Annotated in this window: 25 protein-coding genes and 3 tRNA genes; 20 read left to right on the forward strand and 8 right to left on the reverse strand. The window is 75.3% G+C overall.

The features are described from left to right. The 5 genes from ACYVKY_RS09170 to ACYVKY_RS09190 form a co-directional block, all read left to right on the forward strand. On the forward strand, positions 1-2,091 hold a 2,091-nt coding region (locus ACYVKY_RS09170; protein ID WP_460434670.1), incomplete at its 5' end, for an NADH-quinone oxidoreductase subunit 5 family protein. Next, positions 2,088-3,635: a complex I subunit 4 family protein gene (locus ACYVKY_RS09175; RefSeq protein WP_460434671.1), complete on the forward strand. Its 1,548-nt coding sequence runs from the start codon at positions 2,088-2,090 to the stop codon at positions 3,633-3,635. The genes ACYVKY_RS09170 and ACYVKY_RS09175, both read left to right, overlap by 4 nt. Then, positions 3,632-5,095: an NADH-quinone oxidoreductase subunit N gene (locus ACYVKY_RS09180; protein WP_460434672.1), complete on the forward strand. Its 1,464-nt coding sequence runs from the start codon at positions 3,632-3,634 to the stop codon at positions 5,093-5,095. The genes ACYVKY_RS09175 and ACYVKY_RS09180 overlap by 4 nt, the downstream gene beginning before the upstream one ends. After that, on the forward strand, positions 5,092-5,928 hold the full coding sequence (locus tag ACYVKY_RS09185; protein WP_460434673.1) for a DUF3626 domain-containing protein: 837 nt from the start codon (positions 5,092-5,094) through the stop codon (positions 5,926-5,928). The genes ACYVKY_RS09180 and ACYVKY_RS09185 overlap by 4 nt, the downstream gene beginning before the upstream one ends. A gap of 45 nt (positions 5,929-5,973) precedes the next feature. Next, on the forward strand, positions 5,974-6,879 hold the full coding sequence (locus ACYVKY_RS09190; RefSeq protein ID WP_460434674.1) for an NAD-dependent epimerase/dehydratase family protein: 906 nt from the start codon (positions 5,974-5,976) through the stop codon (positions 6,877-6,879). On the opposite strand, the gene ACYVKY_RS09195 is transcribed toward ACYVKY_RS09190, so the two are convergent. Continuing rightward, positions 6,876-7,154 (reverse strand): winged helix-turn-helix transcriptional regulator, encoded by a 279-nt coding sequence (locus tag ACYVKY_RS09195; RefSeq protein ID WP_460434675.1) that lies wholly within the window; start codon positions 7,152-7,154, stop codon positions 6,876-6,878. The two genes, ACYVKY_RS09190 and ACYVKY_RS09195, sit on opposite strands and share 4 nt — an antisense overlap. Then, complete coding sequence (locus ACYVKY_RS09200) at positions 7,151-7,555, reverse strand: VOC family protein (RefSeq protein ID WP_460434676.1); 405 nt, start codon at positions 7,553-7,555, stop codon at positions 7,151-7,153. The genes ACYVKY_RS09195 and ACYVKY_RS09200 overlap by 4 nt, the downstream gene beginning before the upstream one ends. A gap of 78 nt (positions 7,556-7,633) precedes the next feature. Here ACYVKY_RS09200 and ACYVKY_RS09205 point away from each other — a divergent pair, with 78 nt between their 5' ends. The 6 genes from ACYVKY_RS09205 (at position 7,634) to ACYVKY_RS09230 (ending at position 13,718) form a co-directional block, all read left to right on the forward strand. Further along, a complete protein-coding gene (locus ACYVKY_RS09205) occupies positions 7,634-8,452 on the forward strand; it encodes an inositol monophosphatase family protein (RefSeq protein ID WP_460434677.1) in 819 nt (272 codons plus the stop codon). A gap of 19 nt (positions 8,453-8,471) precedes the next feature. Next, on the forward strand, positions 8,472-9,338 hold the full coding sequence (gene htpX / locus ACYVKY_RS09210; protein ID WP_460434678.1) for a M48 family metallopeptidase: 867 nt from the start codon (positions 8,472-8,474) through the stop codon (positions 9,336-9,338). Between the two features lie 273 nt (positions 9,339-9,611). After that, positions 9,612-11,348, forward strand: a complete 1,737-nt coding sequence (locus ACYVKY_RS09215) for a nitrite/sulfite reductase (protein ID WP_460434679.1) — start codon at positions 9,612-9,614, stop codon at positions 11,346-11,348. Then, positions 11,345-12,061: an adenylyl/phosphoadenylyl-sulfate reductase gene (locus tag ACYVKY_RS09220; protein WP_460434680.1), complete on the forward strand. Its 717-nt coding sequence runs from the start codon at positions 11,345-11,347 to the stop codon at positions 12,059-12,061. The genes ACYVKY_RS09215 and ACYVKY_RS09220 overlap by 4 nt, the downstream gene beginning before the upstream one ends. Continuing rightward, positions 12,061-13,278: a siroheme synthase family protein gene (gene cobA, locus ACYVKY_RS09225; RefSeq protein WP_460434681.1), complete on the forward strand. Its 1,218-nt coding sequence runs from the start codon at positions 12,061-12,063 to the stop codon at positions 13,276-13,278. The genes ACYVKY_RS09220 and cobA overlap by 1 nt, the downstream gene beginning before the upstream one ends. Before the next feature lie 32 nt (positions 13,279-13,310). After that, positions 13,311-13,718, forward strand: a complete 408-nt coding sequence (locus ACYVKY_RS09230) for a hypothetical protein (protein ID WP_460434682.1) — start codon at positions 13,311-13,313, stop codon at positions 13,716-13,718. Here ACYVKY_RS09230 and ACYVKY_RS09235 read toward each other — a convergent pair. Beyond that, positions 13,681-14,454 (reverse strand): alpha/beta hydrolase family protein, encoded by a 774-nt coding sequence (locus ACYVKY_RS09235; RefSeq protein WP_460434683.1) that lies wholly within the window; start codon positions 14,452-14,454, stop codon positions 13,681-13,683. The two genes, ACYVKY_RS09230 and ACYVKY_RS09235, sit on opposite strands and share 38 nt — an antisense overlap. 213 nt (positions 14,455-14,667) lie before the next feature. On the opposite strand from ACYVKY_RS09235, the gene ACYVKY_RS09240 reads away from it, so the two are divergent. After that, positions 14,668-15,555: an alpha/beta fold hydrolase gene (locus ACYVKY_RS09240; RefSeq protein ID WP_460434684.1), complete on the forward strand. Its 888-nt coding sequence runs from the start codon at positions 14,668-14,670 to the stop codon at positions 15,553-15,555. On the opposite strand, the gene ACYVKY_RS09245 is transcribed toward ACYVKY_RS09240, so the two are convergent. After that, positions 15,542-16,033 (reverse strand): YajQ family nucleotide-binding protein, encoded by a 492-nt coding sequence (locus ACYVKY_RS09245; protein ID WP_460434685.1) that lies wholly within the window; start codon positions 16,031-16,033, stop codon positions 15,542-15,544. The genes ACYVKY_RS09240 and ACYVKY_RS09245 overlap by 14 nt on opposite strands. A 90-nt stretch (positions 16,034-16,123) precedes the next feature. Between ACYVKY_RS09245 and ACYVKY_RS09250 the strand changes: the two genes are divergently transcribed. Next, positions 16,124-16,205 (forward strand) — tRNA-Tyr (locus ACYVKY_RS09250). Between the two features lie 70 nt (positions 16,206-16,275). On the opposite strand, the gene ACYVKY_RS09255 is transcribed toward ACYVKY_RS09250, so the two are convergent. Further along, positions 16,276-17,442, reverse strand: coding sequence for a DUF4190 domain-containing protein (locus ACYVKY_RS09255; RefSeq protein WP_460434686.1), 1,167 nt, complete (start codon positions 17,440-17,442; stop codon positions 16,276-16,278). A 235-nt stretch (positions 17,443-17,677) separates the two neighbouring features. Here ACYVKY_RS09255 and ACYVKY_RS09260 point away from each other — a divergent pair. The 5 genes from ACYVKY_RS09260 (at position 17,678) to ACYVKY_RS09280 (ending at position 19,135) form a co-directional block, all read left to right on the forward strand. Then, positions 17,678-17,750 (forward strand) — tRNA-Thr (locus tag ACYVKY_RS09260). Positions 17,751-17,794: 44 nt separating this feature from the next. Then, positions 17,795-17,871, forward strand: a tRNA-Met gene (locus ACYVKY_RS09265). Positions 17,872-17,991: 120 nt separating this feature from the next. Then, positions 17,992-18,162 (forward strand): 50S ribosomal protein L33, encoded by a 171-nt coding sequence (gene rpmG, locus ACYVKY_RS09270; RefSeq protein WP_460434687.1) that lies wholly within the window; start codon positions 17,992-17,994, stop codon positions 18,160-18,162. A gap of 92 nt (positions 18,163-18,254) precedes the next feature. Continuing rightward, entirely contained in the window at positions 18,255-18,710 is a 456-nt protein-coding gene (locus tag ACYVKY_RS09275) for an FAS1-like dehydratase domain-containing protein (protein ID WP_460434688.1), read from the forward strand. Continuing rightward, complete coding sequence (locus ACYVKY_RS09280) at positions 18,707-19,135, forward strand: hotdog family protein (RefSeq protein WP_460434689.1); 429 nt, start codon at positions 18,707-18,709, stop codon at positions 19,133-19,135. The genes ACYVKY_RS09275 and ACYVKY_RS09280 overlap by 4 nt, the downstream gene beginning before the upstream one ends. Positions 19,136-19,144: 9 nt before the next feature. Here ACYVKY_RS09280 and ACYVKY_RS09285 read toward each other — a convergent pair whose 3' ends face one another. Further along, positions 19,145-20,209, reverse strand: coding sequence for a LacI family DNA-binding transcriptional regulator (locus ACYVKY_RS09285; protein WP_460434690.1), 1,065 nt, complete (start codon positions 20,207-20,209; stop codon positions 19,145-19,147). A gap of 85 nt (positions 20,210-20,294) precedes the next feature. On the opposite strand from ACYVKY_RS09285, the gene ACYVKY_RS09290 reads away from it, so the two are divergent. Together ACYVKY_RS09290 and ACYVKY_RS09295 are read left to right on the forward strand one after the other, a co-directional pair. Then, a complete protein-coding gene (locus tag ACYVKY_RS09290; protein WP_460434691.1) occupies positions 20,295-21,560 on the forward strand; it encodes an MFS transporter in 1,266 nt (421 codons plus the stop codon). 4 nt (positions 21,561-21,564) lie between these two features. Then, positions 21,565-22,596: a UDP-N-acetylmuramate dehydrogenase gene (locus tag ACYVKY_RS09295; RefSeq protein ID WP_460434692.1), complete on the forward strand. Its 1,032-nt coding sequence runs from the start codon at positions 21,565-21,567 to the stop codon at positions 22,594-22,596. Between the two features lie 14 nt (positions 22,597-22,610). Here the strand turns inward: ACYVKY_RS09295 and ACYVKY_RS09300 are convergent, their stop codons facing one another. Further along, the gene (locus ACYVKY_RS09300; protein WP_460434693.1) at positions 22,611-23,867 is read right to left on the reverse strand and encodes an HNH endonuclease signature motif containing protein; all 1,257 of its coding nucleotides are present in this window, start codon (positions 23,865-23,867) and stop codon (positions 22,611-22,613) included. A 90-nt stretch (positions 23,868-23,957) separates the two neighbouring features. Beyond that, positions 23,958-24,335 carry a GntR family transcriptional regulator gene (locus tag ACYVKY_RS09305; RefSeq protein ID WP_460434694.1) on the reverse strand — a complete coding sequence of 126 codons (378 nt, stop codon included), beginning with the start codon at positions 24,333-24,335 and terminating at the stop codon, positions 23,958-23,960. Positions 24,336-24,436 lie beyond the last annotated feature (101 nt).

The following is a 24,436-nucleotide window of genomic DNA, read 5'->3' on the forward strand; positions in this document are numbered from 1 at the left end:
GGCTGGGCGCTCGCCAACTGGCTGCTCGACGCCGCCGTCCTGCTGGTGCTCGCCCTGACCATCGCCGCCTTCGTCGGCCTGCCGGCCGGACGCCGCAGCCGCCGCGCCGCCGTCGGTGTCGCCGTCACGGGCGCGGCCCTGTCGTGGCTCGCGGCGCTCGTGCTGGCCGTCGCCACCTGGGACGGCTTCCCCGAGGTCGCCGGCATCACCCTGCTCGGCCCGGTCGACACCGGCACCGCGTCGTCCGCGGCGCGCATCGGGCTCGACCTGCGCGTCGACGCGCTCGGCGGCCTGGTCGCCGTCGCGGTGACCACGGTCGCGCTGGCCGTGCAGGTCTACTCGGCGGGCTACCTGCGGCCCGGGCACCGCTCGCCGGACCCGGCCGAGGCCGACCCCGCACCGACCCGGTACCCGGCGTACGCGGCCACGGTCTCGCTGTTCACGGCCGCGATGCTCGCCGTGGTGCAGGCCGACGACCTGTTCCTGCTGCTCATCGGCTGGGAGGTGATGGGCCTGTGCTCCTACCTGCTCATCGGTCACCACAGCGAGCGGCCGGCGGCCCGGCGGGCGGCGGTGCAGGCGTTCCTCGTCACCCGGCTCGGCGACGTCGCCTTCCTGCTCGGCCTCGTGGTGCTCTACGCCGCCACCGGCACCAGCCGCATCGGCGACGTGCTCGACCGCGTCCCCCACCTGTCTTCGGGCACGGCGACGCTCGCGGCGGTGCTGCTGGTGGTCGGGGTGATGGGCAAGTCGGCCCAGTTCCCGCTGCACGGCTGGCTCCCGGACGCGATGGAGGGCCCGACGCCGGTCTCGGCGCTCATCCACGCGGCGACGATGGTCGCGGCCGGCGTCGTCGTCCTGGCGCGGTTCGACGTGCTGCTGCTGCGGTCGCCAGCGGCGCTCGGCCTGCTCGCGGTCGTCGCCGTCGTCACGATGGTCGGCGCCGCCGTCGCGGCGCTGCTGGTCGACGACGTCAAGCGGGTGCTCGCGTGGTCGACCGTCAGCCAGGTCGCGATCATGCTCGCCGCGCTCGCCCTCGGGACCTCGGCCGGACGCGCCGCCGCGGTGGCGCACCTCGCCGCCCACGCGGCGTTCAAGTCGCTGCTGTTCCTCGCCGCCGGCGCGCTCGCGCACCGGGCGGGCACGACCGCGCTGGCGCGGCTGCGGGCCTCCGGGCGCGGCGACGCGGTCGTCGGGGGCGCCTGGGTGGTCGGGCTGCTGACCCTCGCCGCGCTGCCGCCGACCGCCGCGTTCTGGTCCAAGGAGGGCGTGCTCACCGCCGCCGAGCACGCGCTCGGCGATCCCGGCGCCGCGCCGGGCTGGGTGGGCCCCGCCGTGCTGGTCGGCGTCGGCCTCACCTCGCTGCTCACCGGCGCCTACGCCGGGCGCCTGCTCGCGATCACGATGCGCGCGCCCTGGTCGCCGGTGCCGTCGCACGTGCCGGACGAGGACGACGAGGACGACTTCGGCCTGGTCTCCGAGCTCGACCCCGACTACGACCCCAGCCTGGACGACGCCCCCACCGAGCGGCAGCGGGTGCTCGCGCTGCAGGCGGCGGCCCGTCGCGAGGCCGCGAGCGCCCCGGAGGAGCCGTCCGCACCCCGCGTCCCGACCACCATGCGCGCGACCGTGGGCGTCCTGGGGCTGCTGACGGCCGCGGTCGCCTCGCTCCCGCTGCTCGGCGGCGCCGTCCTGGGCGACCTCGAGCTCGAGCTCGTCACCGCGGTGGTCGGCGCGCTCCTCGCCGTCGTCGGGCTGCTGGTCGGCGCGGCCCGCGGCCCCGAGGGCAGCCCCGACGTCGCCGACCGGGTCCCGGCGCGGGCCGAGGTCGTCGCCGCCCGCGGCTACGGCTACCAGGCCGCGCAGCACGCGCTGGTGGTGCGGCCCGTGCAGGCGCTCGCACGGCTGACCGCCGTGCTCGACCGCGACGTCGTGGAGGGCTACGTGCAGGCGCCCGCCACCGCGGCCCGCTGGGGCGCGGCGGCGCTGCGGCGGCTGCAGACGGGCGTCGTCACCACCTACCTGTCCTGGGTCGCCGGTGCCGCCGTGCTGCTCGGCGTGGTGGCCGTGCTCGCCGGAGGTCGCTGGTGAGCGCCGGGCAGACCCTGCTCGCGGCCTGCGGGCTCGCGCCGCTGCTCGGCGCCCTCGCCTGCCTGCTGCTGCGCCGCTCGCCCCGTACCGCGCTGGCCGCCGCGACGCTCGCCGCCGGCGCGTCGGCGCTGGCGTCCCTCGCCCTGCTCCTGACCGACCCGCCCTGGCGGCAGGCGGCCGACTCGGTCTCGCTCGACCTGCCCTGGGCGGGCGTGCTCGGCAGCCGCCTGCACCTCGGCTGGGACGGCATCACCGCCCCGCTGGTGGTGCTGAGCACCGCGCTGGCGCTGCTGTGCGTCCTCTACCTCGCCTGGACGACCGACGGCCGCGACGAGGGTGCGGACGCACCCTCGCCCGCACTGCTCGGCTGCCTGCTGCTCGTGACCGCCGGCGCGGTCGCCACCTTCACCGCGCGCGACCTGGTCGTGTTCTTCGTCGGCTTCGAGGCCGTGCTGGTGCCGATGTGGTTCGTCGTGGCCCGGTTCGGCGACACCACGGCCCGGGCCGGGCAGCGCGACGGCCACCGGGCCCGCGACGCCGCGGCCAGCCGCTTCGTGCTCTACACCGTCGCCGGGTCGGCCGTGCTGCTCGTGGGGCTGCTCGTGCTCGCCACCCGCGCCGGCAGCACCGACCTGGTCGTCCTCGCGCGCACCGCGCCGCAGCTCGACGCGCCGACCCAGGCCGCCGTCGCCCTGCTGCTGCTCGTCGGGCTCGGCGTGAAGGTGCCGGTGTGGCCGCTGCACTCGTGGCTGCCGCCGGCCCACACGATCGCCCCGACCGTCGGGTCGGTGCTCCTCGCGGGCGTGCTGCTCAAGCTCGGCAGCTACGGCCTGGTGCGACTCGTCGCAGGGCTCGTGCCCGACGGCCTCGACCGGTGGGCGGTGCCGCTCGCGGCGCTCGGCGTCGTCGGCATCCTCTGGGGCGGCCTGGTGTGCCTCGTCGAGCGCGACCTCAAGCGGCTCGTGGCCTTCTCGTCCGTGGCGCACATGGGGTTCGTGGTGGTCGGTGTCGCCTCGGGCACGCCGCAGGGGCTGCAGGGCGCGCTGTTCGGCGGGGTCGCGCACGGCGTCGTCACCGGCCTGCTGTTCCTGCTCGTCGGGATGCTGAAGCACCGCACGCACACCGCCGACCTGCACGCGCTCGGCGCCGGGCTGCGCGACCGCGCCCCGCGGCTCGGCTGGGTGCTCGCGCTCGCCAGCGCGGCCGGACTCGGCCTCCCGGGCCTGGCCGGGTTCTGGGGCGAGCTGCTCGCGGTCGTCGGGGCGTGGACGGGCGGCGCGGCGCTCGGCGGCACCGCGCGCTGGGTCGCCGCGCTGTCGGCGCTCGGCACCGCGCTCGCCGCCGCCTACCTGCTGCGGGTGCTGTACCTGGTCTGGCACGGTCCGCGCGAGCCGTCGCTCCCCGCCCTCGACGACCTGCACCGGCGCGAGCAGCTGCTGGTGGCGCCGCTCGCCGTCGGCAGCGTCGCGCTCGGCGTGCTGCCGTGGCTGCTGCTGTCGGTCACCGGCCCGGCGGTCCGGCTGCTGCTCGGGGGTGGCGGGTGAGCGTCCAGCAGGTCGACGCGGTCGCCGTCGCCCCGGTGCTCGTCGCGTCCGCGACGGTGCTCGTGCTGCTGCTCGTGCAGGCCGCGCGCCCCGGCACCCGGCTGGTGCTCGACGTCGTCGCGCTCCTCGGCCTCCTCGCCTCCGGTGCCGCGGTCGCGCTCGCGGGCGCCGGCCCGGTGCGGGCCACCTTCTGCGCCGCGGGCGGCGCCGGGGCGGCGCGGCAGTGCTCGTTCGTCGTCGACCCGCTCACCGTCGCGCTGCAGGTCGTCGTCGTGGTGACCGCGCTCGCCGTGCTGCTGCTCGCGCTCGACGGGCCGGGTGCGTCCGGCCGGGGCACCCGCGCCGAGCACCACGCGCTCGTGCTCGCCACGGTCACCGGGGCGCTCGCCCTGGCCGGCGCGCGCGACCTGGCCACCCTGGTCGTCGCCCTCGAGACGGCGTCGCTGCCGGTCGTCGGGCTCGTCGCGCTGCGCCGCGACGCGGTCGGCGCCGAGGCCGCGACGAAGCTCGTGCTGGTGTCGGTCACCTCGTTCGGGCTGCTCGTGCTCGGCGTCGCGATGCTCTACGCGGGCACCGGCACGCTCGCGCTCACCGGGCTCGCCGCGGCGACCGCCGGCGGCGCGGGCACCCCGCTGGTGGTGCTCGGTGCCGCCCTGGTGGTCGCCGGAGCGGGTTACAAGGTCGCCGCGCTGCCGTTCGGCCTCTGGGTGCCCGACGTCTACGCGGGCTCGCCCGTCCCGGTGGCGGCGCTGCTGTCGACCGTGTCGAAGGTCGCCGGGCTGTCGGCGATCGCGCTCGTGCTGGTGGTCGGGCTCCCCGGGGCGTCGGCGTCGTGGGCGCCGTGGCTCGGCGTGCTCGTGCTGGCCACGATGACGGTCGGCAACCTGGTCGCGCTCGTGCAGACCTCGGCCGTGCGGCTGCTCGCGTGGTCGACCGTCGCGCAGGCCGGGTGGGTGCTGCTGCCGCTGGTCGGCGCCGGCACCCGCGACGAGCGCGTCGGTGCCGCCGCGCTCTACCTGCTGGCGTACGGGACGGCGACCGCCGTGGCGTTCGCCGTGGTCGTGCTGGTCACGCGCCACCACGTCGCGGGCGCCTCGCACCTGCTCGCCGGCCACCGCGGTCTCGCGCGCCGCGAGCCGGTCGCGGCCGTCCTGCTCGGGCTCGCCCTGCTCAGCCTGGCGGGGCTGCCGCCCGGCGTCGCGGGCCTGGTCGCCAAGCTGGCCGCGCTCGCGCCGGTCGCCGAGGCCGGCACCTGGTGGCTCGCGGTCGGTGCTGCGGTGAACGTGGCGCTCGGCCTCGCGTACTACCTGCGCTGGACGGCCCTGCTGCTGCTCGCTCCCGTCGAGGGGGAGCAGCCGGTCACCTGGTCGGTGCGTCCGGCCGAGGGGGCGGCGCTCGGGTTCTCGGGCGTCCTGCTGGTCGCGTTCAGCCTGGTGCCCGGGCTGATGCTGCTGTCGTGACCGGCTCGCCGGCCGACCGGGCCGTCGCGCACGTGCGCGCGCTGTCGACCGGCGGCCCGGCGGACCCCTCGTGGACGGTCACGCTCGCGTTCCACCCCGACCGGGTCGGACCCGGCGGTGCGACGGTGGTCGAGGCGCTGGCGCGGGACGGCCTGTACCGCAGCCAGTTCGAGACCGGGACGAGCAACGGCGGCCTCACCGCGCACGAGGGCGGCGACCGGTGGCGCTGGGAGAGCAGGATCTTCGGCGGCGCCTACGACCACGGACCGGCCGCGACGCGGCCCGTCTACGGCGGGCTCGACGTCGACCGCTCGCCGTACGGCGCGTGCCCGCGGTTCGGCTCGTCGTTCCTGCGGTTGGCACCGGACACGTTGCCGCGCAGCACCTTCTGCCACCCCGACAGCGTGTTCGAGCCGCAGCGGTTCGGCGTCCACGACCGGACGGGGTCGGTGGCGGGCGTGGCGCGCGAGCACTCCCCGGACCCGCTCGACCACTACGTCGAGGCGCACGTGCACGGGGGCGTGCGGCTCGACCGCGACGTCCAGGAGGTCGTGCTGGACCCGTCGTTCGCGGGTTCCGCGGTCGAGGACGCGGCACGGCGCCTCGGTCCGCCGGTGCGGTGGACGCCCGGCCGCGTCCTCGCGGTCGCCGAGCTCGTGCGGCACGAGGCGTACCGCGGCCCGGAGCCGGTGGCGCTCGGGGTCGCGGTCGCCGCCGACGGCCGGCTCGACGCCCGGGTGGTCGGTCTCGCGGCCGCGGCGGGGCACGACCCGCAGACGGTGAAGCGGTTGTGGCACCTGGTGGCCCGGTACGGGGTCCCCGCCGCCCGGTAGCCCTCCGGGTCGTGGACGGGACGTGCGCCTGGTTGCATCGGGGTCATGCGCATCTTCTTCACCGGCGGCAGCGGCAAGGCCGGGCAGCACGTGGTCGCCCACCTGGCCGGGCTCGGCCACCAGGTCACGAACGCCGACCTCGTGCCGCTGGGCCACCCGGACGTCGCGGACCTGCGGGTCGACCTCACCGACACCGGCCAGGTGTACTCGGCGGTCGCGGGGCTCGCGCGGTTCGACGAGCTCGACCTCCCCGCGAAGCCCTCCTACGACGCGGTCGTGCACTTCGCCGCGCTGCCCGCGATCCTGATCGCCCCCGACGCGACGACCTACGCGACGAACGTGCTGAGCACCTACAACGTGCTCGAGGCCGCGACCCGGCTCGGCGTCCGCAAGGTGGTGTTCGCCTCGTCCGAGACCACGTACGGCATCTGCTTCGCCCAGGGCGAGCGCAGGCCGCAGTACGTGCCGGTCGACGAGGAGCACCCGACCGTCCCGGAGGACTCGTACGCGATGGCGAAGGTGGCGAACGAGGTGACCGCGCGCTCGTTCCAGGCGCGCTCCGGCGCCGACGTCTACGGCCTGCGGATCAACAACGTGATCGAGCCGCACGAGTACGCCGAGAGCTTCCCGGCGTTCCTCGAGGACGCCTCGCTGCGGCGACGCAACGTGTTCGCCTACATCGACGTGCGCGACCTCGGCCGGATGGTCGAGCGGTGCCTGCAGGTCGACGGCCTGGGCTACGAGGTGTTCAACGTCGCGAACGCCGACCTGTCGGTGGCGCTCACGACGGACGAGGTGTGCGAGCGCTTCTACGAGGGCGTCCCGGTGCGGCGCGAGATGGGTCGCGACGAGACGTTCTACTCGATCGACAAGGCCCGCCGGCTGGTCGGTTTCGAGCCGCAGCACTCCTGGCGCGACGTGCTGGCCGACCCGGGGGCGCAGAGCGCCTAGCCCTCGGCACCCCACCGCCCGAGCGCGGCGACCGCCTCGCGCAGAGCGAGGCCGCGGTCTGTGAGCGCGTAGGCCCGGGTGTTGTGGTGCAGCGGGAGCCGGCGCAGGACGCCGGCGGCCTCGAGCTCGCGCAGCCGGGTGGCGAGGACGTTGGTCGGCGCGCCCAGGTCGCGCTGCAGGTCGCCGTAGCGCTGCGGCCCGTCGAGCAGCCGCTCCACCACGAGCAGCGCCCACCGCCTGCCGACGACGTCGAGCGCCGCGGCCAGGTCGCTCACGCGGTCGGTGCGCCGTCCGGCTTCATCCAGAACGGCGAGTAGTGGTAGCCGTCCGGGTCGTCGAACTGGCGCTGGTACATGAACGGGTAGTCGTCGGTGTCGCCGACCCGGCCACCGGCCGCGCCGGCGCGCTCGACGAGCTCGTCGACCGCCTCGCGGCTGGCGAGGTCGAACGACACGGTGACCTTGGACGGGGTGCCGGGTCCGCCGACCAGCTCCTCGACGCCACCCACGCTCGCGTACATCTCGCGGCTGCCGAGCATGACGTACTGCTCGGGTGCGATCGCGAAGCACGACACGTTGTGGTCGGACATCTCGGCGTTCAGCGTCCAGCCGAGGGCGGTGTAGAAGGCGGTGGCGCGCTCGACGCTCTCGACCGGGCAGGTGACGAAGAGGCTCATGCGAGAACACTTGCAAAAAGCAAGTGCGAGGTCAAGGGCTCCCCGGGCGGAGCCGCCGCGGGTCGGTAGGTTCGTCGCATGGCGTCCGGCATGCAGACCGACGAGGTGCTCGCGCTGGTGCAGGACGTCTCGGCCCGGGTGGTCGAGCCGCGGTTCCGCTCCCTCGACGACGGCGAGGTGCACGAGAAGAACCCCGGCGACCTGGTGACGGTCGCCGACCGCGAGGCCGAGGAGCTGCTCACCCGCGCGCTCACCGCCGCCCACCCCGACGCCCTCGTGCTGGGGGAGGAGGCCGCGTCGGCCGACCCCCGGCTGCTCGAGCGGTTCGCGGCGGCCGAGCACGCCTTCACCGTCGACCCCGTCGACGGCACCAGGAACTTCGTGCACGGCTCGCCCGACCACGCGGTGATGGTGAGCGAGCTGCGTGCCGGGACCGTGGTCCGCAGCTGGATCTGGCAGCCGCAGCACCGGCTCGCGTACGTGGCCGAGCGCGGCGCCGGTGCGTACCGCGACGGCGAGCGGCTCACCACCACGCCGCCCGCCGAGGGAGCGCCGCTGCGCGGCACCACCTCGAACCGCGCGTGGGTCGGCCGCTCGCTCGGCGACCTGCCGGCGATGGGGCTCACCTGGGTCTCGTGCGGGGTCGACTACCCGCGCCTGGCCGAGGGCCGCGCCGACTACATCGTGTACCGCGGCGTCTCGCCGCAGGGCACGTTCCGCCGCGGCCTGCCGTGGGACCACGCCCCCGGGTCGCTGCTCGTCACCGAGGCCGGGGGAGCGGTGCTCACCTTCGCCGGCGGCCCCTACGACCCGCGCGAGCTGCCCCTCGGCGGCCTCGTCGTGGCGCCCGACCGGGCCACGGCCGACCTCGTCCGCGGACTCGTGCACACCCTGTAGGGCTGGGACGATCGTCGGCGTGCACCGCCACGTCAACGGCCTGAAGACCGCCGTCCTGCTCGGCGGCCTCGGCGCGCTCGTGATGGGCACCAGCTGGCTGCTGTTCGGCCGCAACCCCACGGCGCTCGCCATCGGGCTCGCGATCGCGCTGGTCACCAACGGCATCACCTGGTTCCGCTCCGACACCCTGGCGCTGCGGGCGATGCGCGCGTACCCCGTCACCGAGCAGCAGCAGCCGGCGATGCACGCGATCGTCCGCGAGCTCGCGCAGCGCGCGAACCAGCCGGTGCCGAGGCTGTTCGTGTCGCCCACCGACGCCCCGAACGCGTTCGCCACCGGACGCAGCCCGCGCCGGGCGGCGGTCTGCTGCACCGAGGGCATCCTCGGCCTGCTCGACGAGCGCGAGCTGCGCGGCGTGCTGGGCCACGAGCTCCAGCACGTCTACAACCGCGACATCCTCACCTCGTCGGTCGCGGCGTCGGCGGCGTCCGTCATCACGTTCCTCGCCTACGGCGCGATGTACTTCGGTGGCGGGGACTCCCGCCGGCCGAACCCGATCGGCGCGATCGCGGTCAGCCTGTTCGGGCCGCTCGCGGCGGGCGTCGTGCAGATGGCGGTCAGCCGCACCCGGGAGTACGACGCCGACGAGGACGGCGCCCGCCTCACCGACGACCCGCTGGCGCTGGCGTCGGCGCTGGCCAAGCTCGACCGGGGCACCGCGATGCGGCCTCTGCCGCCGCAGCGCGACCTGGTGAACACCAGCCACCTGATGATCGCCAACCCGTTCAGCGCCCGCGGCGTGAGCCGGTTGTTCGCCAGCCACCCGCCGATGGCCGACCGGATCGCGCGGCTGCAGGCGATGGCGGGGCGTCCTCCCGCCGCCTGACGCTCCGTGAGACGGACGTCTCACATCGCGGGCGCCGACCGCCCGGCCCGTGGACGGGGCGTAGCCTCGTGAGGTGGTCTCCGCCCGCAGCACCCGTCTCGTGACGCGTCGTCACGTCGACCTGCTGCGCGTGCACTCCGCGGCCTGTCGCGCCTGAGGCTCCCTGCAGCCGCACCGGCACCGGTCGACCACGACCCCTCCGGGCACCCGCAGACGACCCCTGCGCGCGGTCCCCTCCCGCGCGCCCCCCGACCCCGCGGAGGTCCCGCGACCATGAGCAGCACCACGACGGATCCCGGCGCCGCCGAGACCCGGCGCCCGCCAGGCCGTCCCACGTCCGAGCGACCCACGCGGTCGCGCTCGCACGGCCAGTGGAAGGTCGACGGCCGGCAGGACCTCAACGCCAACGAGGTCTTCAAGACGGCCGACGACGGGCTCAACGTCCGCGAGCGCGTCGAGACCGTCTACAGCAAGCAGGGCTTCGCCTCCATCTCGGACGACGACCTGCACGGACGGCTGCGCTGGTGGGGGCTCTACACCCAGCGCAAGCCCGGCATCGACGGCGGTCGCACCGCCCAGCTCGAGCCGCACGAGCTCGAGGACGAGTACTTCATGCTCCGCGTCCGCATCGACGGCGGCGCCCTCAGCACCGAGCAGCTGCGCGTGGTCGCCGAGATCTCCACCGAGCTCGCGCGCGACACGGCCGACATCACCGACCGGCAGAACGTGCAGCTGCACTGGGTGCGCATCGAGGACGTCCCCGAGATCTGGCGCCGGCTCGAGGCAGTGGGCCTGCAGACCACCGAGGCCTGCGGCGACACCCCCCGCGTGGTGCTCGGCTCGCCGCTGGCCGGCATCGCCGCCGACGAGATCATCGATCCCACACCGGTGATCGACGAGATCGTCCGTCGGTTCATCGGCGACCCCGAGCTGTCGAACCTGCCGCGCAAGTTCAAGTCCGCCGTGTCGGGGCACCCCAGCCTCGACGTCGTGCACGAGATCAACGACATCTCGCTGGTCGGCGTCGTGCACCCCGACCTCGGCCCGGGCTTCGACCTGTGGGTCGGCGGCGGGCTGTCGACCAACCCCCGCCTCGCCGAGCGGCTCGGCGCGTTCGTCACCGCCGAGCAGGCGGCCGACGTCTGGCACGGCGTGGTGCAGGTGTTCCGCGACTACGGCTACCGGCGGCTGCGCAACAAGGCGCGGCTGAAGTTCCTGCTCGCCGACTGGGGACCGGAGAAGTTCCGTCAGGTGCTCCAGGACGAGTACCTCGGGTACGCGCTGGCCGACGGCCCGCCGCCGGCCGCCCCCACCACCCCCGGTGACCACGTCGGCGTGCACACCCAGAAGGACGGGCTGCTCTACGTCGGTGCGGCGCCCACCGTCGGCCGCGTCAGCGGCACGACCCTCGCCCGCCTCGCCGACCTGGCCGAGGCCGCGGGCTCGCGGCGGGTGCGGCTAACGCCGCACCAGAAGCTGGTCGTGCTGGACGTCGACCCCTCCCGCGTCGACGACCTCGTCGCCGGCCTCGCCGAGCTCGGGCTGCGCACCGACCCCAGCCCGTTCCGCCGCTCGACCATCGCCTGCACCGGCATCGAGTACTGCAAGCTCGCGATCGTCGAGACCAAGGCGACCGCCGCCGAGACGGTGACCCGGCTCGAGGAGCGGCTCGCCGGCGTCGAGCTCGACCAGCCCATCTCCTTGCACGTCAACGGGTGCCCGAACTCGTGCGCCCGCATCCAGACCGCCGACATCGGTCTGAAGGGCCAGCTCGTGGCCGGCCCGGACGGCGAGCAGGTGCCCGGCTTCCAGGTGCACCTCGGCGGCGGCCTGGCGTCGGTCGAGCACGACGAGGCCGGGCTCGGGCGCACCGTCCGCGGCCTCAAGGTCACCGCGGACGAGCTGCCCGACTACGTCGAGCGCGTGGTGCGACGCTTCCTCGACGACCGCGAGCCGGGCGAGGCGTTCACCGGGTGGGCCCACCGCGCCGACGAGGAGGCCCTGCGGTGACCGCCGTGGCCACCGACCTGCGTCCGGTCGCCGAGCTGCGTGCCCTCGCCCTCGAGGGAGAGCGCAGGCTCGCCGACGCGTCGGCCGAGAAGATCGTCGAGTGGGCCGTCGAGCAGTTCGGCCCGCGCCTCGCCGTCGCGTGCAGCATGGCCGAAGCCGTGCTGCCGCACATGGTCTCGACGGTGATGCCCGGCGTCGAGGTGCTCTTCATCGACACCGGCTACCACTTCCCCGAGACGATCGCGACGCGCGACGAGGTGGCCCGCCGCCTGCCGCTCACCGTCGTCGACGTGACGCCGCGCCGCACCGTCGCCGAGCAGGACGCCGAGTTCGGCGACCGCATGCACAGCTGGGACCCCGTGCAGTGCTGCGAGATGCGCAAGGTCGCACCCCTCAAGCAGGCGCTGACCCGCTACGAGGCGTGGGCCACCGGGCTGCGCCGCGAGGACTCGCCGCTGCGCAAGGACACCGCCACCGTGCACTGGGACGCGAAGAACGCGCTGGTGAAGGTGAACCCGCTCGCCACGTGGACCCAGGACGACCTGGAGACCTACGTCTGGGACAACGACGTGCCGCTGAACCCGCTGCTGTCCCAGGGGTACCCGTCGATCGGGTGCGCGCCGTGCACCCGCCGCGTCGGCACCGGCGAGGACGCCCGCTCGGGTCGCTGGGCGGGCTTCGACAAGAACGAGTGCGGGATCCACAACATCTGATGGACGCCTACCCGCTCCTGCTCGACCTCGCCGGTCGACGCGTCGTCGTCGTCGGCGGCGGACCGGTCGCCGCCCGGCGCACCCGCGGCCTCGTCGAGGCCGGCGCCGACGTCGTCGTGGTCGCGCCGTGGGCGTGCGAACCGCTCGTCGAGCTCGTCTCCTCCGGCGAGATCACCTGTCACCAGCGCGAGTACGCCGGCCCGGACGACCTCGACGGTGCGTGGCTGGTGCACACCGCGACCGGCGACGCCGACGTCGACGCCCGGGTGCGCGCCGACGCGGAGGCGCTGCGGGTGCTCTGCGTCGACGCGGGGGCGGGCGCGGGCAGCGCCCAGGTGCCCGCCGTCGCACGCGTCCGCACGCCCGACGGGCCGGTCACCGTCGCGGTGAACGGCCACCGCGACCCGCGGCGCGCGCAGGCGGTGCGCGACGCCGTGGCACGCGGCCTCGAGGACGGCTCGCTGCCGCTGCGGACCCACCGTCCGCGGCAGGGCACGGGGTGGGTCGCCCTCGTCGGAGGCGGGCCCGGGCCCACCGACCTGCTCACCACCCGCGGCCGCACCCTGCTCGCCGCCGCCGACGTCGTCGTGGTCGACCGGCTCGGCGCCCGCGGCGCGCTCGACGACCTCGACCCGGACGTGCTGGTGGTCGACGTCGGCAAGACCGCCGGGCACCACCCCTGGCCGCAGCACGAGATCGAGGCCGAGCTGGTGCGGCACGCCCTCGCCGGCAGGGGCGTCGTGCGGCTCAAGGGCGGCGACCCGTTCGTGCTCGGGCGCGGCGGGGAGGAGGTGCTGGCGTGCGAGGCGGCCGGCGTGCCCGTCGAGGTCGTGCCCGGCGTCACCAGCGCCGTCTCGGTGCCGGCTGCCGCCGGGATCCCGGTGACCCACCGCGGGCTCGCCCGCGGGTTCACCGTCCTCACGGGCCACGACGACCTCGGCGCCGTGCCGACCGCCGGCGACCACACGCTCGTGCTGCTGATGGCGGTCACCGCGCTGCCGCGCTCGTGCGCGACGCTCGTCGCCGCGGGGTGCGACCCCGCCACCCCGGTGGCGGTCGTCGAGGACGGCTACGGCGAGGGCCAGCGCGTCACCACCGGCCGCCTCGACGAGATCGCCGACCTGGCGGCCGCGGTCGGCGTCCGCGCGCCCGCGGTGGTCGTGGTCGGCGACGTCGTCACCCTCTCGCCCGCCTGGCCACCACCGGTCGGTCGCTGACACCGGCCGCGCGGCGTGGCAGTGTGCCGCGCGTGGAACGTGCACCCCTGCGCGCGGCGGAGTCGGTCGCCGGCGCCGTCCTGGTCCTGGCCGCCGTCCCGGCGGCGTGGGCCGCGGTGTCGTGGCTGGGTGGCCGCCCCGGGCCCGGGACGGGCGGCGCGGTGGTCGTGCTGCTCGACGCCCTCCTGCTGCTCGTCGCCGGCGTGCTCACCTGGTGGCGCCCGGCGTGGCTCGCCGGCCGCACCTCGGCGGTGACGCTGGCCGGCCTGCTGCTCTGCGCCCTGCAGTGGGCGGTCGAGCTCGGCGTCGGCACCCGTCCGACCTGGCTGGTGAGCGTGGTCGGCCTGGTCGTGCTCGTCTGGCTGGCGCTGACCCTGCTGCCGCGCCCGGACGCCCCCGCGGTCAGGGCCGCAGACGGGCGTCCAGCCACGCGCGGGTGACCGCCCAGACCCCGCTCGCGGGGTCGAGGTGCTCGAAGTGGCCCTCGCCGGTGACCACCTCGAGCGCCACGTCGTCGCCCGCCGCGCGGGCGGCCTCGGCGTAGCGCTCGCTCTGCGAGGCGGGCACCCGGTCGTCCCGGTCGCCCGTCACGACCAGCGTCGGCACCCCGGTGGGCAGCAGCGCCGCCGGCGAGGTCACCGCCACCACGTCGTCGGGCAGCGGTCCCTCGCCGGTGCCGAGGAACGCGGCCACCGCACCCGACCCGAGCCGGTCGGCGTGCGCGGTGACCAGGTCGTTCACCCCCGCCTGGCTCACCGCGGCGGACGGCCGCACCCCCGGGCCGGCGCCCGCCGCGCCGGCCGGCAGCAGGTGCCGCGCCGCGGCCCAGAGCGCGAGGTGGCCGCCCGCCGAGTGGCCGACGACGGCGACGCGGTCGAGGTCGAGGTCGTGCCCCGGACCGACCTGCGCGAGCAGGTCGATCCCGGCGGCCACGTCGTCGAAGGTCGTGGGGAACCCGCCCCCGTTGCCGACCGAGCGGTAGTCGAGGTTCCACACCGCGTACCCCGCCGACACCAGGTCGGCCGCCACGTCGACCTCGAGCGAGCGGTCGTACGCCGACGACCAGAACCCGCCGTGCACCAGCACCACCACGGCCGCGCCGGCGGGGTCGGCCGGCAGCAGCAGGTCGGCCACCTGGATCTCGTCGTCGCCGTAGCGGTGCTCCGAGGTCGTCACGCCCTCGACGCTCTCACGCCGCCCGGCCGACGCGCCGCACCCGGCCGCGGCCAGCAGGGGCGCGGCCGCGGCGACGCGCAGGAACCACCGGCGGGGGAGCACGACCGGGGTTCGGAGCCGCGGGTCGTCCGGACGGGCGATGAGTTCCGGGCCGGACCGCGGTCTGATGGTGGAGCGGGGCCGGCCGGCCCCACCGGGCCCGAGGAGCCGACCATGACCGAGACCGGCACGGCAGCCGCCGTCGACACCCGCACGCTCGAGGTGCCCGGCGCGACCGTCACCTACGACGTCCACGGCGACCTGTCGTCGGGCACCACCCCGCTGTTCCTCATCGGCTCGCCGATGGACGCCACCGGGTTCGGGACGCTCGCCGGCCACTTCGCGGACCGACCGGTCGTCACCTACGACCCGCGCGGCACCGGCCGCAGCACCCGGCCCGACCCCACCCTGGAGCAGACCCCGGACGACCACGTCGTCGACCTGCACGCCGTCGTCGAGGCGCTCGGGGTCGGCCCGGTCGACGTGTTCGCCAGCAGCGGCGGTGCCGTCAACGCGCTCGCCTGGGTCGCCACCCACCCCGGCGACGTGCGCACCCTCGTCGCCCACGAGCCCCCGCTGGTCGAGGTGCTCGAGGACCGCGAGGTCGCGGCCGCGGTCGTCGAGGACATGCACCGCACCTACCACGCGCAGGGCATGGGCACGGCGATGGCGAAGTTCATCGCGCTCACCTCGCACGACGGCGTCCTGCCCGCCGACTACCTCGACCGGCCCGCACCGGGACCGGAGGCGTTCGGGATGCCCGCCGACGACGACGGCTCGCGCGACGACTCCCTGATGGCCCAGAACCTGCGCGGCTGCTGCCTGTACACCGCCGATCTCGACGCCGTCGCGGCTGCGCCGACCCGCGTGGTCGTCGCCGCCGGCGAGGAGTCCGGCGCCACGCTGGCCGCCCGCGGCAGCGCGGGCGTCGCCGCCCGCCTCGGCGAACCGGTGACCGCGTTCCCGAGCGACCACGGTGGCTTCCTCGGCGGCGAGTACGGCATGTCCGGCAAGCCGGACGAGTTCGCCGCCCGCCTGCGCGAGGTGCTCAGCGGTAGTTGACGAACTGCAGCGCGACGTCGAGGTCGCTGCCCTTCAGCAGCGCGATGACCGCCTGCAGGTCGTCGCGGCTCTTCGCGCTCACCCGCAGCTCGTCGCCCTGGATCTGGGCCTTGACGCCCTTCGGGCCCTCGTCCCGGATGAGCTTGGAGATCTTCTTCGCGTTGTCCTGGTCGAGACCCTCCTTGAGGGCCGAGACCTGGCGGTACTCCTTGCCGGACGCCTTGGTCTCACCGGTGTCGAGCACCTTCAGCGAGACGCCGCGCTTCACCAGCTTGGTCTGCAGCACGTCGAGCACCGCGGCGACGCGCTCCTCGGAGTTCGCGGTGATGACGATGGTGTCGCCGCTCCACCCCACGGAGGCGCCCACGTTCTTGAAGTCGTACCGCTGCGCGACCTCCTTGGAGGCCTGGTTCACGGCGTTGTCGACCTCCTGGCGGTCGACCTTGCTCACCACGTCGAACGACGAGTCGGCGGCCATCGGTGCTCCTCTCGGGGTGCGCGCTGATGCCGTTTCCGGGCACCGCGCCGGGCTTGCTATCCTTCCATCCGCTCGCCTCGCCGCGAGCACGGCAGCTTGCCCGAGTGGCCAATGGGAGCGGACTGTAAATCCGTCGGCTTAGCCTACGTTGGTTCGAATCCAACAGCTGCCACAGCACGAAGGGCGCCCCGCACGAGCGGGGCGCCCTTCGTCGTCCCCGGGATCACCCGGGGGTCAGCCGGTCAGGGCTGGGTGTACATGGTGGCGCCGGTGACCTCGTAGGTCGCGCCCTCGAGGTTCTGCGGCTCGAACACCAGCGTAAAGCCGTCGAGCACCACGGACTCGCCGGGCTGGATGACCTCGCTGAACAGGTAGTCGGTCTCGACCTGCTCGCCGCCCACGACGCCCGCGACGTCGAGGGTGAACTCGGCCGCGACGTCGCCCTTGTTGGTGAGCGTGACGTCCATGCGGGTGTCGGGGAACTCCGGGTCGCCGGTGACCTCGAGCTCGCCGAAGGTGACGTCGAGGTTCTCGGCCAGGATCGTCTCGGTGTCGGTCTCGAACCCGCCGATGTCGGTCGACAGCGACTCCAGGGACTCCAGCGACTCGGACGCCTGGTTCGAGGCCTCGTTGATCGCCAGGACGACGAAAACCGTCACCAGGATCGACACGATGATCGAGACGGCGCCGAGGACCGCGCCGACGACCGCCAGGCCCTTGCCGCCCGCGCGGCCCTTGTTGGCCTGCACGACCCCGACGATGCCGAGGACGATCGCGACCAGACCGAGGAAGGCGAAGAACCAGCCGCCGAAGGGGATCCACGACCCGAGCAGGGCGATGATGCCGACGACGAGCGCCGCGATCGCCAGGCCCTTGCCGGGGCCGCCGCTGCCCGGGGTGGCGTAGTTGCCGTAGCCGGCCTGCGGGTACGTGGAGGTCGCGCCGTACGCGGCGCCACCGGCGGCCGCGCCGTAGGCGGCGGTGCTGCCGTAGCCGCCCTGGTCGGTCGACTGGCCGTAGCCCTGCTGCTGGCCGTACCCCTGCTGGTCGTAGCCCTGCTGGCCGTAGCCCTGCTGGCCGTAGGCGGCGGTCTGGTCCTGCTGGCCGTAGGCCTGCTGCCCGTAGGACGGCTGGTCGTAGCCCTGGCCGGTGCCCTGCTGCTGGTCGGCCGGCTTGGTGAACATGTCCGAGCCGGACTGCTGGCCGGACTGCTGGCCGGACTGCTGGCCGGACTGCTGGTCGGGCTGCTGGCCGTAGGTGGGCTGCTGGCCGTAGGAGGGCTGCTGCTGCCCGTACGAGGGCTGCTGGCCGTAGGTCGGCTGCTCGCCGTAGGTCGGCTGCTGCCCGTACGACGGCTGGTCGGAGGAGCCCTGCTGCGGGTCCTGGTTCGGGGTGTTCGGGTCGCTCACGGGTGGATCCCTCTCGGAAGGCGTGCTGCCGGCCTGTGCTCCCCCTGGAAGGCCGGTCGGCCGGACCCGCTTCCCCCCTGGGACGGACCCCTCGTCCGCCGGCACCAGGGTAGGGCCACGGCGGTGCCGGCGGGTGCGCGTCCCTGTGGACGGACGGGCAGAACCGGGCCCGGCGCGGCCTGCCGGATCCGATTTCGCGGGCCCGTCCGCGGCCATGTACCCTTGCCGACGCACCGCCCCTTTAGCTCAGTCGGCAGAGCGTCTCCATGGTAAGGAGAAGGTCTACGGTTCGATTCCGTAAAGGGGCTCTCGGACGCTGGACGCGGCCCGCACGGGCCGCTGCCAGGGCCGCGGCGGGATAGCTCAGTCCGGTAGAGCAAGCGGCTCATAATCGCTGTGTCGCGGGTTCAAGTCCCGCTCCCGCTACCACGCCGGTCGGCACGGATTCGACTCCGTGCTCGTCCGGCAGGTACCCTGGACGGTCGGTGCGCCCCGTGCGCGCCCTCCGACCACCGAAGCACCGTTCCTACCGCGAGAGAAGGCTGTCCCGTGGCCAGCAAGAGCGCCGACGTCCGCCCCAAGATCACGCTGGCCTGCGTGGACTGCAAGGAGCGCAACTACATCACCCGGAAGAACCGTCGGAACAACCCCGACCGCCTGGAGATGAAGAAGTTCTGCCCCCGCGACGGCCGCCACACGGTGCACCGCGAGACCCGCTGACCGCAGCCTCCGGCCCGCACCGCGGGTCCACCACCTGAGCCGTCCCCGCTGCCGGGGGCGGCTCTCGTGCGTCCGGCAGTAGGTTTGGCGCCATGGCCGTGAACCCAGACTTCGCCGGGCGGGTCTACCCGCCCGAGGGCGTGTACGAGGTGAGCCGCGAGAAGATCCGCGAGTTCGCCGAGTCGGCCGCGGGCGGGCAGCCCCCGCACCCCGCGCACGTCGACCCCGAGGCCGCCCGCGCGCTCGGTCACCGCGACGTCGTGGCCCCGCCGACCTTCGCGATCATCCCCGCCCAGCGCAGCGACGCCCGGCTGGTGCGCGACCCCGAGGCGGGCATCGACTTCAGCCGGGTGGTGCACGGCGAGCAGCGCTTCGTCCACCACCGCCCGATCGTCGCGGGCGACCGGCTCCTCGCGACGCTCCACGTCGACGGCGTCCGCTCCGCCGGCGGGCACGCGATGGTCACCACCCGCACCGAGCTCACCACCGAGGACGGCGAGGCCGTGTGCACCGCGACCTCGACGATCGTCGTGCGGGGCGAGTCGTGACCGGCCCCACGCTCGGCTCGCTCGAGGTGGGCCAGGAGGTCGTGCGCTGGCGGACGACGATCGAGCGGGCCGACATGGTGCGGTACGCCGGTGCCAGCGGCGACTTCAACGTCATCCACTGGAGCGAGCGGGTGGCCCGCGAGGTCGGCCTGCCCGACGTGATCGCGCACGGGATGCTCACGATGGCCCGCGCCGTGCAACCGGTCGTCGACTGGGCCGGTGACCCCGCGGCCGTCCTCGACTACGGGGTGCGGTTCACCAAGCCGGTGGTCGTGCCCGACCCCGGGCAGGCCGTGGTCGAGGTGGTCGGCACCGTCGCGGTGCTCGACGCCGAGGCGGGCACGGCCCGCATCGACCTCACCACCACCTGCGACGGCGTGGGCGTGCTCGGCAAGGCCCGCGCGGTGGTGCGGCTGCCGGCCTGACGCCTCGGCTCAGGCGGGTGCGGGGCCGGTAGTCTCGCCCAGCCGGACGGTCGCCGCGAGCTCGACGTCGGCCACCTCGCCGCCGGCGAGCAGCGTGTTCAGCAGCTCGCCCGCCACCCGGCCCTTCTCGGCGCCGGGCTGCACGACGGTCGTGAGCCGCTGCCCCCACGGCTGGGCGATGCCGTCGAACCCGGTGACGCTGAGGTCGTCCGGGACGCGCAGGCCCAGCTGCTCGGCGGCCGCGAGCACGCCGAGCGCGAGCACGTCGCTGCCCGCCACGATCGCCGTCGGCCTGCGCGCGGGGTCGACGTCGAGCAGGGTGAGCGCGGCGTCGCGGGCGTCCGCCTCCGAGTTCGAGCGCACCTCCAGCACGGGCACCTCGCCGAGCACGTCCTGGACGCCGAGCGCGCGCTCGCGGGCCTCGGTGACGCGGGCCGCCTGCAGCCGCTCGGGCGGCACCGGGCCGGAGCCGCCGTCGAGGTCGAGCGGGAAGGTCAGCACGGCCACCCGGTGGTGGCCGAGGTCGCGCAGGTGCCGCGCCAGCTCGGCGCACGCCGCCCGGTCGGGGACGACGACGCGGACCAGCCGGTCGTCCGGGGCGCCGCCGGTGCCGACCATGGGCACGCCGCGGGCGTGCAGGTGCGCGACGACCGGGTCGTCGGCGAGCCCGCAGCCGGCGATCACGACGCCGTCGACGGCGGCGACCCGCTGCACCAGCACGTCGTCCTCGACCGGCTCGCCGGCGGGCGGGCGGGGGAGCAGCAGCATCGACGACGCCGACTCGTCGAGCGCCGAGGCGAGGCCGTCGAGCACCGCGGCGGAGTACGGGTCGCGGAAGGCGTAGAGCAGGCGCTCGGACAGCACGACGCCCACCACGCCGGTGCGGCCCTGGCGCAGCGAGCGGGCCAGCGGGTTGGGCCCGGTCCAGCCCAGGTCGGCCGCCGCGGCGACGACGCGCTCGCGGGTCGCGTCGGTGACCGGGCGGGTGCCGCTGAACACCACCGACGCGGTCGACAGCGAGACGCCGGCGCGCTCGGCGACCTGCTTCAGCGTGACTTGACCGGTGGGACGCACGGGGAGCACACTAGCGAATCGTTTCGACCGAAACGATTCGACGCAGGGACGGGCGCCTCCAGGGCGCCGGGAGGACGGGGTCGAGGTGGCAGGTGCGAACGGCAGCGGGCAGGCCGCTCGGACGAAGGTGCAGCCCACCCCGCAGGTGCGTGCCGCGCACCTGTCGGTGATGGCGGCGTTCGTCATGGCGGGCGTCACCTTCGCCACCTGGGCGTCGCGCATCCCCGACGTCAAGGACGCCCTGGAGCTCACCCCGTCGCGGCTCGGGCTCGTCCTGATCGCGATGAGCGCCGGCTCGGTGCTCGCGCTGCCGTCGGCCGGCTGGGTGGTGCAGCGGCTCGGCGTCGCCCGCACCGTGCTCGGCGGCACCGTCCTGGTCGCGATCGGCTTCACGATCGCGGGCACCGGCACCGCTGCCGGCTCGATCCCGCTGGTCGCCGCGGGGCTCTTCCTCGGCGGGCTCGGCGTCGGCAGCTGGGACGTCGCGATGAACGTCGAGGGCGCCGACGTGGAGCGCCACCTCGGTCGCACCGTGATGCCGCACTACCACGCGGGTTTCAGCATCGGCACGGTCGGCGCCGCGGGCCTCGGGGCGCTGGCCTCGTGGGCGCGGGTCCCGGTGGTCCTGCACCTGGTGCTCGCCTCGGTGCTGGCTCTCGTCGTCGTGGCGTGGGCGGTGCGCCGGTTCCTGCCGCACGTGCAGGTCGAGGAGGGGTCGGAGGAGCACGCCGCCCGCCGCCACCCGCTGTCGTACTTCAAGGAGCCCCGCACGCTGCTCGTCGGCGTCGTCGTGCTCGCCGCCGCCTTCACCGAGGGCAGCGCGAACGACTGGCTGTCGGTCGCCATCCGCGACGGCTACGGCACCGAGTCGTGGGTCGGCGTCCTCGGGTTCGCCGCGTTCGTCACGGCGATGACCATCGGCCGCGTGCTGGGCACCGCCTGGCTCGACCGGTACGGCCGGGTCAAGGTGCTGTGGGCCGCCTTCGCGCTGGCCGCCGTCGGCGCGCTGCTGGTGATCCTCGGACCTGCGATCGGCCTGGTCGCCGCGTTCGCCGGCGCGCTGCTGTGGGGCGTCGGCGCCTCCCTCGGCTTCCCGGTCGGCATGAGCGCCGCCGCGGACGACGCCAAGCACGCCGCCGCCCGCGTCTCGGTGGTGGCCTCGATCGGGTACTGCGCGTTCCTCGCCGGCCCGCCCCTGCTGGGCTTCCTCGGTGACCACTACGGCGTGCTGCAGTCGCTGTTCGTCGTCGTGGCGCTCACCATCCCGGCGCTGCTGGTCGTCCCGGCCACCAAGCCGCTGCCCGGCTCGGAGGCCGAGGCGAAGGAGCGCGCGGCCGCGTCAGTAGCCTGACCGGGTGCCCGCCACGCCCACGCTCGCCGAGCTGACCACGCTGCGGGTCGGCGGTCCCGCCGCCCGGCTGGTCGAGGCGCACGACGAGGCCTCGCTCGTCGAGGCGGTGACCGCCGCCGACGCGGCCGGCGAGCCGGTGCTGCTGGTGGCCGGCGGATCGAACCTCCTGGTCGCCGACGAGGGCTTCGCCGGCACCGTCGTGCTGGTGCGCAGCCGCGGCGTGCGGGTCGAGTCGGCCGACGCCTGCTCGGGCGCCACCGTCACCGTCGCCGCGGGGGAGCCGTGGGACGACCTGGTCGCGCGCGCCGTGGCCGAGGGGTGGAGCGGCGTCGAGGCGCTGTCCGGCATCCCGGGCTCGACCGGTGCGACGCCGATCCAGAACGTCGGCGCCTACGGCCAGGAGGTGGCCCAGACCGTCGCGCGCGTCCGCGTCCTCGACCGGGTGCTGCGCGGCGTGCGCACCTTCGCCGCCGCCGACTGCGGGTTCGCCTACCGCTGGTCGCGCTTCAAGGCCGACCCCGGACGTCACGTGGTGCTCGACGTGACGTTCCAGCTGCCCCTGGGCGACCTCGGTGCGCCCGTCGCCTACGCCGAGCTCGCCCGCGCCCTCGGCGTCGAGGTCGGGCAGCGCGCACCGGCGGCCGACGTGCGCGAGGCCGTGCTCGGCCTGCGCCGCGGCAAGGGCATGGTGCTCGACGCCGCCGACCACGACACCTGGAGCGCCGGCTCGTTCTTCACCAATCCCGTGCTGCCGGAGTCGTTCTCGCTGCCCGAGGGCGCGCCGCGGTTCCCCGCGACCGACGGGCGGGTGAAGACCAGCGCGGCGTGGCTGATCCAGCACGCCGGCTTCGACCGCGGCCACGGCCTGCCCGGCGCCGCGTCGCTGTCGACCAAGCACACGCTCGCCCTCACCAACCGCGGTGGCGCGACCGCCGCCGACGTGCTCGCCCTCGCCCGCGAGGTGCGCGACGGCGTCCGCGACCGGTTCGGCATCGAGCTCGAGAACGAGCCGGTGCTGGTGGGTCTGGAGCTGTAGCGCCACCGTCCGGTCTACGTCCGCCGGTGGAAAGTGACGGACCCGTCGGACCGGAACCGGTGCTCGTACCCGCGGTCGTGGACGCGGCGGTGGTGGAACCCGCACAGCGGCACGGCATCGGCGAGGTCGGTGCCCCCACCGGCCGACCAGGGCTTGCGGTGCAGCTCGCACCAGGCGTAAGGGCGGTCGCATCCGTCGGCGGCGCACGTGTGGTGCCGGGTGGCGAGCACGGTGCGCTGGGTCTGGGTGAACAGCCGCTGGGTGCGTCCGGCGTCCAGGACCTGGGAGGCTCCGCCCAGCACGACGGGCAGCAGGCCTGCGCCGCAGGCGAGCCGGCGGGCCTCGCCCGCGGTGAGCCGGTCGCCGGTGTCGAGACCGGCGGCGCGCACGGCGCCGACGAGGGTGTCGTGGTCGAGGGTGACGACGACGGTGGCGGCGACCTTGCCGTGCACGCGGTCGGTGGGCAGGTGCTCGAGCAGCTCGGTGAAGGCCTGCCCGGCCAGCCGGGCGCGGTGCTCGCGGTCGAAGCGCATCGCGCCGGTGAGCACTCCGGGGCGGGCCCGCCGGGGTGCGGTCATCGCGTCGACGACCTTGCGCAGGATGCTCCCCGCCAGGCTCGGCACGGTGAAGTGGCCGCTGACGGTGCCGTCGTCATTGTCGTGCAGGGTCAGCCGGGCGCGGTCGTGCGCGGAGTCCTCCTCCGTGCGCAGCAGGGCGTCCTCGTGGGCGTCGACCACGACCGGATCGGGCTCCACGGCTGCGAGCGCGCGTCGGGCGAGCCGCCGCAGCCGGGCGGGCGCGACCTCGCGGGCCTGCTCGACCAGATGCCTCTCGACCACGTCCCGCTGCTCGGGTGTCACCGAGGCGGGCAGCTGCGCGAGGGTGTCGACCACCACCCGGGCGTGCTCGGTCGAGACCTCGCCCGCGCAGACCGCGACCGACGTGACCGACGACGGCTCCTCCAGCGCACCAGCCAGTCGCAGCGTGCCGACCGCCGAGGCCCGGTCGGTGCGGGTGCGCGCGGCCAGCCAGGCGTCGGTGCCCGTCAGCCCCAGGTCGGTCGCGACGCCCGCGCCGTCGGCGGCCGACACCAGCCTCAGTCGCAGCGCCTCGACCCGGCGCGCCACCCGCGTCCACCCGGTGATCGCCGCCTCGTGGTCGACCCCGTCGACCGGACCGGCCAGCAACCCGTCGAGCAGCGCGTGCACCGCCTCGGCACCCGCCAGCACCGGGTGCTGCGGGACGGGTGCGAACACCACCGCCGAGGTCATGCAACCATCGTAGTCGAACAAGTGTTCGACCACAACCGATTTTACAAGCGTTCGACGTCAGTCGCGTCGACGTGCACCACGAGAGCAGGGTCAGGCTCTGGCCGCCCGCAGCAGCCCTGCGACGAGTTCGAGCAGCGCCGCCTCGCCTAGCCCGTCGCGGTCGGCCACCCGCACCAGCGCCTCGGCCGCCCGGGTCACGTCGGGGGCGATCGGAGGCCGCGAACCGGTGACGACGGTGCCCGCCCGCCGACGGCCCTCGACCAGCCCCTCCGCCTCGAGCTCGCGGTAGGCCCGCGCCACCGTCCCGGCGGCGACGCCGAGGTCGGCCGCGAGCGCGCGCACCGTGGGCAGCCGGTCGCCCTCGCGCAGCGTGCCGGCCGCGACGTGCCCGGCCACCTGGGCGCGGATCTGCTCGAACGGCGGGACCCCCGACGACAGGTCGATCTCCAGGCGCGGCGCGCTGCTCACGCGGCCAGCCCCACGGGGTCGGCGGCCCTGGCGGGCACCCGCGGCGCCGGGACGGCCGGCAGCAGCACGCCGGTCAGGACCGCCAGCGCGGCGGTCACCGC

This window comes from Angustibacter speluncae (assembly GCF_054777815.1).

Bases quoted from the DNA above. Each gene is read 5' to 3' on its own strand.
- ACYVKY_RS09190 (WP_460434674.1), top strand. From the start codon at position 5,974: ATGCGCATCTTCTTCACCGGCGGCAGCGGCAAGGCCGGGCAGCACGTG.
- ACYVKY_RS09200 (WP_460434676.1), bottom strand. From the start codon at position 7,555: ATGAGCCTCTTCGTCACCTGCCCGGTCGAGAGCGTCGAGCGCGCCACC.
- ACYVKY_RS09205 (WP_460434677.1), top strand. From the start codon at position 7,634: ATGGCGTCCGGCATGCAGACCGACGAGGTGCTCGCGCTGGTGCAGGAC.
- ACYVKY_RS09215 (WP_460434679.1), top strand. From the start codon at position 9,612: ATGAGCAGCACCACGACGGATCCCGGCGCCGCCGAGACCCGGCGCCCG.
- cobA (WP_460434681.1), top strand. From the start codon at position 12,061: ATGGACGCCTACCCGCTCCTGCTCGACCTCGCCGGTCGACGCGTCGTC.
- ACYVKY_RS09240 (WP_460434684.1), top strand. From the start codon at position 14,668: ATGACCGAGACCGGCACGGCAGCCGCCGTCGACACCCGCACGCTCGAG.
- ACYVKY_RS09245 (WP_460434685.1), bottom strand. From the start codon at position 16,033: ATGGCCGCCGACTCGTCGTTCGACGTGGTGAGCAAGGTCGACCGCCAG.
- ACYVKY_RS09275 (WP_460434688.1), top strand. From the start codon at position 18,255: ATGGCCGTGAACCCAGACTTCGCCGGGCGGGTCTACCCGCCCGAGGGC.
- ACYVKY_RS09300 (WP_460434693.1), bottom strand. From the start codon at position 23,867: ATGACCTCGGCGGTGGTGTTCGCACCCGTCCCGCAGCACCCGGTGCTG.